The 12066-nt window shown below is 48.7% G+C and carries 10 protein-coding genes; 9 read left to right on the top strand and 1 reads right to left on the bottom strand.

All coding sequences use genetic code 11. From position 1 onward, the window contains the following. The first annotated feature begins 292 nt into the window (after positions 1-292). The 3 genes from KQI_RS0117385 (at position 293) to KQI_RS29350 (ending at position 2065) form a co-directional block, all read left to right on the top strand. Positions 293-742 (top strand): RrF2 family transcriptional regulator, encoded by a 450-nt coding sequence (locus KQI_RS0117385; protein WP_007432372.1) that lies wholly within the window; start codon positions 293-295, stop codon positions 740-742. Between the two features lie 239 nt (positions 743-981). Further along, positions 982-1632: a nitroreductase family protein gene (locus tag KQI_RS0117380; RefSeq protein WP_010348121.1), complete on the top strand. Its 651-nt coding sequence runs from the start codon at positions 982-984 to the stop codon at positions 1630-1632. Between the two features lie 328 nt (positions 1633-1960). Then, entirely contained in the window at positions 1961-2065 is a 105-nt protein-coding gene (locus KQI_RS29350) for a DUF6254 family protein (RefSeq protein WP_007432370.1), read from the top strand. 177 nt (positions 2066-2242) lie between these two features. Here the strand turns inward: KQI_RS29350 and KQI_RS0117370 are convergent, their stop codons facing one another. Then, a complete protein-coding gene (locus tag KQI_RS0117370) occupies positions 2243-3508 on the bottom strand; it encodes an anaerobic sulfatase maturase (RefSeq protein WP_010348120.1) in 1266 nt (421 codons plus the stop codon). Between the two features lie 224 nt (positions 3509-3732). Here KQI_RS0117370 and KQI_RS0117365 point away from each other — a divergent pair, with 224 nt between their 5' ends. The 6 genes from KQI_RS0117365 to KQI_RS27080 form a co-directional block, all read left to right on the top strand. Beyond that, a complete protein-coding gene (locus KQI_RS0117365) occupies positions 3733-4752 on the top strand; it encodes a helix-turn-helix domain-containing protein (protein WP_010348119.1) in 1020 nt (339 codons plus the stop codon). Then, positions 4749-6554 (top strand): cache domain-containing sensor histidine kinase, encoded by a 1806-nt coding sequence (locus tag KQI_RS0117360; RefSeq protein ID WP_010348118.1) that lies wholly within the window; start codon positions 4749-4751, stop codon positions 6552-6554. The genes KQI_RS0117365 and KQI_RS0117360 overlap by 4 nt, the downstream gene beginning before the upstream one ends. 19 nt (positions 6555-6573) lie before the next feature. Continuing rightward, on the top strand, positions 6574-8091 hold the full coding sequence (locus KQI_RS0117355; protein ID WP_010348116.1) for an extracellular solute-binding protein: 1518 nt from the start codon (positions 6574-6576) through the stop codon (positions 8089-8091). Positions 8092-8425: 334 nt separating this feature from the next. Then, positions 8426-9775, top strand: a complete 1350-nt coding sequence (locus KQI_RS0117350; RefSeq protein ID WP_010348115.1) for a glycoside-pentoside-hexuronide (GPH):cation symporter — start codon at positions 8426-8428, stop codon at positions 9773-9775. Between the two features lie 227 nt (positions 9776-10002). Beyond that, positions 10003-11550 (top strand): sulfatase family protein, encoded by a 1548-nt coding sequence (locus KQI_RS0117345; protein ID WP_010348113.1) that lies wholly within the window; start codon positions 10003-10005, stop codon positions 11548-11550. Positions 11551-11599: 49 nt separating this feature from the next. Further along, on the top strand, positions 11600-12066 hold a 467-nt coding region (locus KQI_RS27080; RefSeq protein WP_010348112.1), incomplete at its 3' end, for a glycoside hydrolase family 3 N-terminal domain-containing protein.

The following is a 12066-nucleotide window of genomic DNA, read 5'->3' as shown; positions in this document are numbered from 1 at the left end:
TTTATTCATGATTGGAGCACTCAAGTTTCATCCAGAGTCAACAAAATTTTAATATTTTATCATTTCATATTTTTATAACTGACACTTATTAGTAATTAAGAATAACACAAAAGTTGCCTGCTTGGCTGTGGCGTCTTACCAAGAAGGAATTCACTCCTTCGCATGAATCGAGCAGCTTCGTGGTAGAAAAAATTACTGGACAGGGTGCTTCTTCTGATATTGCAGCATACCCGGGAATTCGGTACAATTTACTCATACTAGATAAGAGTAAGCTGGAAGGGGAGAGCAAAGGTTGAGGAAGGAATATTGTACGCCGACTCAGCACCCAAAGTGGTTTGGACTGGCTGTTCAAGCGCTTGTTATATTGTCACAGGAGGACGTAAGCACAGCTTGTCCAAGTATTGAACTCGCTAGAGATCTTCAGTCGGAGCCTTCCCTGCTGCGCCGAATACTTTCCGTTCTCGCCAAGGAAGGGTTTATCGGGACCCGAGAAGGCCGTGACGGCGGGTACCGCCTCGGGAAACCGGCAGAGTCCATTCGGCTGGTTGATGTGTATGATGTATTTCGTGCAGACAGCAGGCTTTCCTTTGGTATTACCGAGACAGTCGGAACGCATCCGCTTGGTAAATGTATGAAATCTGCGCTTGAGGATATCACCCAAGAAATGGATGACAGTATGCGCGGAGTATTAAGCAAATACACAATTGCTGATCTCGCCAAACAACTGGAAGCAAAGCTTTAGATGAATCTGGAAAAAGACAGTTGACAGCGGCTTGCTTAGATTTTATACTGTGCAATATAAACAACAGTTTAGAGCGAGCCGCGAATGGTCTGTACGCTGAAGCAATTTGGTAATCTTATTACCGATTTCATCTACAAACATCTGCTTCGCATTCCAGCATTGAGCTTTAAATTGGATCGTTTAGCCTGAATTTAACTGTGCTGAATCTTTAACAGTATTTATCCAAGGGAGGATTTATCATGTCAACTACTGGTCAGAGTTCCGCTTTATTCGCCGATGTCATCCACGAGCGCCGCTCTGTGCGTCATTACGACAAGTCGGTTCGCCTATCTCACGAGGAAATTAAGGATCTGCTGAAGGAAGCGACGCTTGCGCCTTCCTCCAGTAACGCTCAGCCTTGGCGTTTCTTGGTTATTGAGACAGAGGAACTGAAAGCGAAGCTGCAACCGATCGCCTACAATCAATCTCAGGTTACTGAGGCTGCAGCGGTGATCGCTGTGCTTGGTGATACAGAAGGATATAAAAGGCTCGAGGAAGTTTTCGGTGAATCCGTAAAACGCGGCTATATGGCGGAAGATACCGCTAAAGCGTTCGTAGAAAGATCGATTAATGTCTATGCTTCGCTGCCAGAAGAAAGCCTGCACAAAGTCATCCATATCGACGGTGGTATTGTATCCCAGCAGCTCATGCTGGTTGCGCGTGCTCACGGTTACGATACCGTCCCGATGGGCGGCTACAATGCGGCTGAGTTTAAGCAAGCGTTCGGTATCAGCGACCGGTACATTCCGATCATGCTGATTGCACTCGGCAAAGCGGCACAGCCGGGCCATCAGACAACTCGATTGCCTATAGACGACATCACGTTCTTCAACGAAATGCCCGCTAACTAATCCTAACACCCTTGCATCACATAAAGGAGACAAAGAAGCAGGAGTTACAGGTTGGAGTGTTATTGTGACACGAAACTATATGCTTAGGGAGCCGCATTATGCGGCTTTTTTCTTTTTAACCCTATAATCCGATAAGACGGAGGAATTGCTGTGTACAATAAAGTTGCGGTTTAGCCCCCATACGGGCAGAGGCTCCTTTGGAACTGTAAAAGAGGGGCAGGTATCACAACAAAAATCCAACGAATTTAGTTTTATGAATAAACAGAGCCGAGTAATGACAACTTAAGGAAGTGGTATACATCACAATTTCCAAAGGAGGATATCTGTTATGGCTCACCAGAAGAGAAGGAAAGAAGCTGCCTGGAAGTCACAAAAGCAAGAACAGCATCCCCATGGTAAAATTAAATCGCTTAAGGAATTGTCGAGCGAATAGAATTGAGGAGTATACTACTTGGATGTGAAGGACTGTCGGCGAAATTTACGGCAGTCTTCTTTGTTGTAATCATCTTGGTTTACTAACGGGAACTGCCAGAAGCCTCCAGCCACTTTAAAAGGTGGTCTTGGAGGCTTTTCCCTTTGGATTCCGGCTTCATTCTTGTTCGCAATTTCTTTAGGTCAAAGGTGAGGAGGAAATAGAGCAGCAGGCCTTGTACTTTTTGCCGCTTCCGCAAGCGCACGGTTCATTGCGTCCCGGAGCTTTGCCGTTAAAATACTGTTGCAAATTATAGGTATACATTTCCTTGCGCAGCCTTTGGCCCAGCTCTTGCATTCTCTCGTGGGCATAGGCGTAGATCTGCATGTAGCTTTGGCAGAAGAAATCCGGATCGGACTGATTTTCTTCAGGGTTCCACTTGCGGTTCCGTGGACAGCCACCATAGCATAATCGCTGCCACTCGCAAGTAAGGCACTTCTCTGGCAGGGCCGGCTTCATTCGGTGGAAGCGCTCGTAGTTCGGATGGGCCAGCATGCTTGTAATGGAATCACTGCCGACATTGCCGACCTTCCACTGGTCATTGATGAAGAAATCGCACGGGAAGGCATCTCCATTCTGCTCAAGCACCAGACTCGTCGGACACGCAGCCCGATGCACGCACAGCTCTGCTTCCCGGTTGAGGTAAACGCTGAGCATATTGTCGAAAAAGCGGACGGAAACTTCAGGGTTTCCCTTCTGGTACCATTCGTCGAAAACTTCGCAAAGGAAGTCGCCGTATTCCCGAGGGGTAATCTCGTAAACACCCGGCTGATCCACTTGCTGGGACCTGAAATCCATGCAGGGGATGAACTGGACAAAATTGAAGCCATTCTCCCGGTAAAATGCCATCAATTCCTTGGCTTTACCTACATTGCCTTTATGGATAACTGTTAGTATATTAAAATCGACCTGATGCCGCCGCAGATGCTCAATACCGGCCATAACCCGGTCAAAACTGCCCTTGCCGGCAGAGTTCACCCGGCGGGAATCATGAATCTCCCGAGGACCATCCAGACTGACGCCGATCAAAAAATGATAGTTTTTAAAAAATGAAGCCCACCGATCATTGATCAGCGTAGCGTTCGTTTGCAAGGAATTGCTGATGATCGTATGCGGCGGGGCGTGCAGAGCTTGCAGATAAACGACCTCTTCGAAAAAGTCATGTCCGGCGAGCAGGGGTTCTCCACCCTGCCAGGCAAAGGTGGCCGCCCCTTGGCAGTGCTCCATGTAATCCTTGATGAATTTATCCAGAATGGCGGAATCAATCCGATTGATTTTAGGTCCCGGCTTGCCTCCACAGGTACTGTAATAGCAATAGTCGCAAGCCAAATTGCAGTCTTCCGACACGGTCTTCCACATCACGCTGATTCTGGAATGACCGCTTGTCATGCAGCCTCTCGACAAAGCAATCCCTCCCTGTCTATGTTTAAGATTATGTTATCTCAAAGATATCATTCCGCTTAAATAATGTCAAAATAATAAAAAGTTTTGCAGTAAAGCGCTTTACTATATTTATACAGCGGGAAAACTCCTGTTCTTTATTCCAATATGAATTTATCTTTGCTATAGTCAAAAGAGAAATGAGCTAAGGAAAAAACAAACATATCAATACGATCCGGAGGATAAACATGTTCCATGTATTGGTTGCAGAAGATGAAGTTTGGATACGCAACGGTATTGTAGAGATGATTGAGCGGTTCGGGCTTGATTTCAAGGTTGTGGCCCAGGCCAGCGACGGGGTAGAGGCATGGAATCTGATTAACGAGGTATGGCCAAACGTCGTCATAACAGACATCGTCATGCCGGAACTGGACGGTTTGTCTTTGCTGGGCAAATGTGATGCGTACAAGCTGGGGATCGTCCCGATCGTGATTAGCGGGTATGAGAACTTCAGCTATGCCCGGCAGGCCATTCGATACGGAGCATCGGAATATTTGCTGAAGCCGGTCGTGGCTGAGGACTTGAAGCAGGCCTTGCTGCGCTCCGTGGAACGGCTGCAGAGCTCCGTTCATCTTTACGAGCCTCTTCATAAAATCCAGGAATTCCTGGGAGTGATGGAGGTGTGGGATCATCAAAGGCTAGTCGGCGAAGCCGGCCGGATACTTAACTCCATTTATAAAGCAAAAGTACCGAATGCGGGAATCCGTTACGGACTGCTCCGCATTTTCTCGGAAAAGCTGAACGATCAATTACGGAGTATTGATCCGTGTCATCCAAACCGGGAACTCGGTGAGGCGTCCGACAAACCCGCGGTACAAGCCCATTTTGCTAATTTGCTGGAGCAGTGGTCCCGCCAGTTGAACGGCGCTTCTTCCGGCAAGCGCAACCGTTTTTTGTACAGGAGGGTCACCGAATATGTGCACCAAAACTACGTCAAGGAGATCACGCTGTCGCAAATCGCGGAGTACGCCGATTTAAGTGTCTCCAGGTTTTGCGTGCTGTTCAAGCAGCATTATGGGGATTCATTTATCAATTATTTGAACCATTACAGGATCGAGAAGGCCAAACAGCTGCTGCTGGAGCCGGACCTGAAAGTTTATGAGGTAGCCGATATGGTCGGTTTTTCTTCCATGCCGTACTTTAACCGGTTGTTCAAAAGCCTAACAGATCAATCGCCGGGCGAATACCGCAGGAGTCTGGGCTTATGAAAAGCAAGCTTTCTCCTTTACGTTCTATCAAACAAAGAATGATTGTGCTTTTTTTCGGGCTGAGCATTTTGTCAGTGTGCCTGACGGCCGGATTTTCCCATTATTTCTACAGTAAAGCGGTCAAAGAGGAATTTGTGATGGTTGCGGAGGAAGCCACCGGACGGCTGAATCATCATCTGGAGTTTTACTTCCGGCAAATGAAAAATTCGACGAATACGCTGCTGAACACCGATCTGGTCCAAAAATGGCTGAGTGAGAATTATACGCCAGATGTGGAGGATATCGCAGGGATCGAAAAAGAGATGAACACCTATGTGTCCTTCAACTTCCGTGAAATTAACAATATGTTTCTCGTTTCGAACGACCGGCGGGTTCTCCCGCTCAATAACAGTTATATCCCGGAAGACCGGGAAATGATGGACGCATGGTTTGCCGACATTAAAGCTGTCACGATCTTGCCTACGCATCGTCTGGGTGACAATGGCCCTTTAGTCATGGATATGATCATCCCTATACACAGTACGCAAACGACGACAATGATCGGCAAATTGGTGCTGCAGTTTTCCTTGACGGAAATCGATGCCGCCTTCAATAAATCCCGGCTCGGGAAGAGCGGCTATTTCTTCTTGCTGTCGAAGGAAGATATCGTGGTGAATCATCCCGAAAAGGAGTGGGTGGGCAAGGCGTGGCGAGACACGCCGTTAAGCGGCCTGAATCTGGATATGGAAAACGGGACCAGTTCGCAAAAGTGGAATGGCGAAGCCTATCTGGTTTCCGTTTACGAATCGAAAAATACGGGATGGAATATCGTTTCGGTCGTACCTTATGCGGAGATGGCCAAAGGTTTGAATTCTGCGGTTTTCTCCACGATGATCGCTTTGGCTATCCTTGCGCTCAGTATTTTTCTGATTATCCCCTTCCTGGTCTCCCAGTTTGTCGCTCCGATCAAGTACATCAAAACGAGAATGGAGAGAGTTGCCAAAGGGAATCTGGGAATAAGGGCTGCCCCAAAATCCGGTATCCATGAATACCAGGTTCTGACCAACAGCTTCAACTATATGGTTGAGCAGTTGAACGAACTGATGCAGGTGATCTCCGAGTACAGGGTGAAGGAAGTGCAGTTGCAATTAAGGCAGAGCGTGGCGACGGTGAGAGCGCTGCAGAATCAGATCAATCCTCATTTGCTATACAACACGCTGGACATCATCAAGAGCATCGCTTATCTGGAAGAAGTTCCGATGATCGAGAAAATCGCGTATAACCTGGCGGACGTATACCGTTATGCTTCCAAGGGGTCTGATCAGGAAGTGACGATTCGCGAGGAGCTGAGCATTTTAATCAAGTATTTGGATATTGTTCACATCCGTTATCCGAAAAAATTCGAAAGCAACGTCCGGGTGAATGAGAAATTCATGAATTGTCCGATCATCAAGCTGACCGTCCAGCCGATTGTGGAGAATGCCGTCAAATATGCGGTGGAAGTGAGGGGTGGGAATGCTGCAATTGTTGTAAACGCTTACGAAGAGGGTCGCAATCTGATCATCGAAATCGCGGACAATGGTCCAGGAATACCGGAAGAACGGCTTGCGGAACTAAGGAATCAATTTCACGGAAGTCCATCAAGCGAAGTAACGTTCAGGGGCGAGTCCATCGGACTGGCAAATGTTCATGCCAGAATCCGATTGAAATACGGGGAGCCTTACGGCATTTCTGTACATTCTTTTCCGGGGCGCGGCAGCGTCGTCAGCATCCGAATTCCTTACGGGAACGAAACATACAATCCGGTCGCACGGACTGAATAAGAACGAGTGGGAGATGGACATGAAAAAATGGTGCGTTATGCTGCTATCCGCGTTTTGGCTGGTGGGACTTCTCGGCTGCTCCGACACTCTGGGAAACGAACAAGCGGGTCAAGAGCTGCCAGGCAGCGGGGAGGAGGGAGGAGCTCCCATAGAACTGGATATGATGACGTTCAGCTTCTCGGGAGGAGGCTGGCCCGAGGATCATGTGATCGTCAGAGAGTTGAATAAACGGCTAAACATGAGGCTGAACATCGAATGGATTCCAATGGAGGTTTACGGCGAGAAAATGAATGTACTCGCGGCCTCCAATGATTTTCCCGACGTTTTCCTGATCGAAGGCCCGGAATACAATAAATGGAAGGACAAAGGCGTCTTTATGGATATTAAACCAGAGCTTACCCAATATCCTAATTTCACGAAATATTTGAGCCATGAATACTTGGAGCTTATGAATCCCAAAGGAAAAATGTACGGATTGCCGTTTTATATTACGAACACGCGGGATTCCTTGATCATTCGAAAGGACTGGCTGGACAAGTTGGGGCTTAAGGCGCCTGCTACCGTGGATGAATTTCTCGCAGTCGCCAAGGCGTTTGCCCTGAAGGATCCAGACGGGAACGGAAAGCCCGATACTTCCGGCTTTTCCTTCAGCATCGTGGGCGACAAGTTTACCAATCTGGATGCGCTTTTGGGCGCTTTCGGGCTGGGGAACGAGTGGAGCGAACAAGACGGGCGGCTTATTCCGCTGCAGGTGCAAACGGAGGAACTCAAGCTATTTTTAACGTTCATCAAGGAGGCTTATTCGTCGGGCGCGCTGGATCCGGAATTTGCCGCGAACAAGGTCAAGGACCCGCTTTCCAAATTGGTGGCAGGAAAGATAGGCATTGCCACCGTCGTCCCCAACGAATTTTATACGTCGACATTGCCTGCCATAAAAAAGAATAACCCCCAGGCAGAACTCATTCAATTAATCCCGCCGAAGGGGCCGGATGGACTACAGGCGACACACACGATAGGGAACACGAGCAAAATCGTGATCAATGCCAAAATCGAACCCGCCAAGCAGCAGAAAGCGCTGGAGCTTTTGAATTACCTTTTGTCGGACGAAGGTTATGATTTAATCAAAAACGGGATTGAAGGCATTCACTTTCAAAGGACTGCCGCAGGAAAGTTTGAAAAGCTGGAGGCGTTTGACAGAGACCGCCCGCAGATGCTCTCTGTCTGGTTCTTTCGCCGCTATGACCCGGAAGTCCAGATTCGAAAGTGGGACGATCCGAAGTATGCGGAAAACGTCATGAAGTTTTATGAGACCAATGCCAAGTATCGTTGGAAAAATCCGGCGGAAGGACTGTCCAGTGAGACGTTTAACCAAAAGGGCAGTCAGCTTCAAGGGAAATGGATGAAGACGATAACCAAGGTGGCCATGGGCCAACTTCCCTTAAGTGCCGTGGATGAGGCGGCCGCAGCCTGGAAGCGGGAAGGCGGGAGCCAAATCATCCAAGAAATCAATGAAGAATACCAAAAGACAAAAGAATAGCAAACGTGTTGCTTGAATTCATGGTTATGTGCACGCCGCATAGCCATGTTTTTTTGTTTTATTAGAGGTGAATGCGGGATTTTAATCCATAAAAAAGAAGTTGTTCGCAAAAAAATCCGGCAACAAACAAAAAGATCGGTTAAGGAATTCGCTGTGGAATGGAGGTAGAGTAAAAGAGGGCCAAGGCATGAAGGGGTGATTCGGCGGAAGAGAGAACAGGCGGCCATATTGGTATGAAAGCGCTTTATATGCAGATATGGATGCAATCAACAGAAACGGACGGATGAAGTCCAAAAAGGCAGGCAAACGCGGAGACAACGGGAGGCAGTGATGAATGAATGAGAAAAATCAAGTTTCATTAAAGGAAAAAGTTAGTTACGGGCTGGGGGATACCGCATCCAATCTTATTTTTACCATCGTTACAACGTATCTTATGTTTTTCTACACCGATGTTTTCGGCTTGAATGTGGTCGCAGTAGGCACCTTGTTCCTGGTCGCCAGAATGATTGATGCGTTGGACGGACCTTTTTTTGGGGTGTTGATCGATCGTACAAGTACCAAATGGGGGAAATCAAGACCTTATTTCCTTTGGCTTTCCATACCGTTTGGAGTGGTAGCAATCTTAACGTTCATGACGCCCGATTTAAGCCCGTCCGGTAAAATCATTTACGCATATGTAACGTACATTGCACTGGGTATTTTGTATGCGGGCGTCAATATTCCATTATCGTCGCTGTTGCCGAGTTTAACGAGCAATTCACAGGAAAGAACCGTCGTCAATACGTACAGAATGGTCGGCGGGCAAACGGGCGCTTTCATCGTCAATGCCGCAGTATTGCCTTTGGTCGCCTTTCTGGGCGGAGGAAATCAGCAGCATGGCTTCCTCTACACCATGATTTTATTTGCCACAGTCGGCGTCTTTTTATTCTTCATTACGTTTGCGAATACGAAAGAACGCGTTCAGCCCAACGGAAATAAGCCCATTCCTTTTAAAGAAGGCGTGAAGGCGCTCAAAGGGAATTGGCCTTGGTGGATTTTGCTTGTTGTCAACGTTCTCCTGTTTATATCCACGATCATGATGAACCAATCGACGATCTATTATCTGAGATACAATCTCAATCGCCCGGATTTGGTGCCGATGTTGAACGGATTATCGAGTTTGATGCTTGTCGGGATCATCGCAGTGCCGTTTTTGGCCAAAAAACTCGGTAAGCGTAACACGTTGCTCCTGGGCTTCATCATGGCAGTAGCGGGACAACTTATCGTCTATGTTGGCTCGGAGTTCATCTCCGTTCCACTCTTGGTGACCGGAAGATCACTGGCCAAGATCGGTTTGGGCGTGGTGGCCGGTTTGAAATTTGCCATGATCGCCGATACGGTGGATTACGGTGAATGGAAGACCGGAGTGCGTGCTCAAGGACTGCTAATGGCCGCTTCCACTTTCGGCGTCAAATTCGGTATGGGACTCGGTGGGGCGATTGCCGCATGGATTATGTCGATGGGAGGATACGTTCCGAACCAGGCGCAGAGCTCATCCGCGTTGATGGCTCTTCAGTTCAATTTCGTATGGGTACCGCTGATTTGTTTCGTGCTTTCCATCATACTAACGATGTTCTACCGGCTTGATCAAGAAGAGGAGACCATGAAGGAGGAGCTTCTGAAAAATCGGACCGCTACAGCTTAAGCATAGAAATGGGAGACGCGAAAATAGAAGAAGAAGATCTCTTCGGGATGTCTTCTTCTATCGGTTTTAGCTATCGTATGGCTTACAGAAAGATCGTGCAATAAACAAAAAGATTGGTTAAGGAATAAGATTCGGATTGGATGTAAATTAGAACAAACGCGGATATTAGCAGGGTCGTGCAATCCGTTATGCTGTGAAAATGCTAACAACTTGGAGGGGATTGTTTTATGAGAATCTTGTTTTTGGATCTGGATTCGACCAACCCGGAACATTTGGGCTGCTACGGCTATCATCGCAATACGTCGCCCAATATCGATAAAATCGCGGCTGAGGGTGTCCGTTTCACCAATTACTATACTTCGGACGCGCCGTGCGCTCCTTCCCGTACCGCACTGATGAGCGGACAATTCGGGATTCGCAACGGCCTGGTCGGCCACGGCGGTACGGCGGGGGACATGAAGCTTGAAGGCGATAAGCGGGAATTGATGGGCAGACTTACCCGCGGCGGGGCCTTCCCGTCCTACCTGCAACTGATCGGCGGATTGAATACCACCTTGATCAGCCCTTTCCCGCAACGTCACTCCACGTTTGCTTTCTATGCCGGATTTAATGAAATCATCAATACGGGGCATCTCGGAAACGAGTCTGCGGACGATGTAACCCCTGTCACACTCGACTGGATCGAGCGAAATGCCAAGAAAGAGGATTGGTTCCTCTACGTGAATTATTGGGACCCGCACACTCCTTACCGGACACCTCTGGAATACGGAAATCCTTTCGAGAACGATCCGCTGCCAGAGTGGATGACAGAAGAGGTGCTGGAGCGGCACAAGGAAATGGTAGGTTCTCATAGCGCCCGGGAGTTGAACATTAACTTCAATACCAAAAGTTACGACAATGCCACTTCCCCTGATTTCCCGCGTCATCCCGGCGAAATTATCAATATGGACGATCTGAGAAAAATGGTTGACGGTTACGACTGCGGTGTCCGTTATATGGATGACCATCTGGGCAAGCTGTTTGCGGCGCTGGAAAAGCAGGGCGTCATGGAGGATCTGATCATCATCATTACCGCCGATCACGGTGAAAATGTCGGCCAACTGGGAATCTATGGCGAGCATGCCACCGCAGATCAGGGAACCTGCCGGATTCCAATGATTATCCGTTGGCCGGGCATGCAGCAGGGCATCGTCAACGAAAGCCTACATTACCATCTGGACTTGCTGCCGACGATGGCCGAACTGCTCGGACAAGATCCGATGCCCGATTGGGACGGAATCAGTTATGCGCCGATCCTTCAAGACGGGACCGATTGCGGACGGGACTACCTGATCGTGTCGCAGTGTGCTCATGTGGTGCAGCGCAGCGTGCGTTTTGGCGAATGGTTGTATATCCGTAGCTATCACGATGGTTATCACCTGTTTGACCGGGAGATGCTGTTCAATCTGCAGGCGGATCCAGACGAACAACACAATGTCGCCGCTGATCATCGCAGCGTATGCATGGAAGCCGTGTACTTGCTGAACCAGTGGCATGACGAAATGATGGTCCGTTCAGGGGATGACCGTGATCCGTTATGGACGGTTATGAAAGAAGGAGGGCCTTTCCATGCCAAAGGCTATTTGCCGGGATACCTGAAGCGGCTGGAGGAAACCGGCAGATCCACACAGGCTGCCGCACTGGCGCGCAAGCATCCCCAGGAGTTTCCGAAGCCTGTCAGCGAAGTGGAGAAGCTGGTCAGAGCGAGAATCACCGCCGCGATGGGCCCGCATTGATTCTGTAGAAATGTCATCAAAAATTATGAATTGTTTGGGAGCTGAGATTGTGGTCGACTTGAAAGCCAAACCGTTTTATTTAACAGATGAAGACATTGCTTGGGTACAGCGGATGATCGCGGAGATGACGCTGGACGAAAAGGTCGGGCAGTTGTTTTGTCTGGTCGGCTATTCTGATGAAGAGGAATATTTGAAGAAACTGGCCCGAGACTACAAAGCTGGAGGCTTGATGTGCCGGCCCATGCCTGCTGGCGATATTGTGAATACGGTTCAAACGCTGCAGCAGAACGCCAAAATTCCGATGCTGATCGCGGCCAATTTGGAGAAGGGCGGTTCGGGCATCGCCGAGGAAGGCACGACCATCGGATCGGTCATGCAGGTGGCCGCCACTGATGACGACGAGATGGCCTACAAGCTGGGGACGGTATGCGGACGGGAAGGCGCGGCAGTCGGCTGCAACTGGTCGTTCGCGCCGATTATCGATATCGATTATAACTTCCGCAACCCGATTACCAA

This window comes from Paenibacillus peoriae KCTC 3763, assembly GCF_000236805.1.
Classification (GTDB): domain Bacteria; phylum Bacillota; class Bacilli; order Paenibacillales; family Paenibacillaceae; genus Paenibacillus; species Paenibacillus peoriae.
The sequence above is the reverse complement of the archived record's forward strand: the minus strand, read 5'-3'. Positions and strand labels throughout refer to the sequence as shown.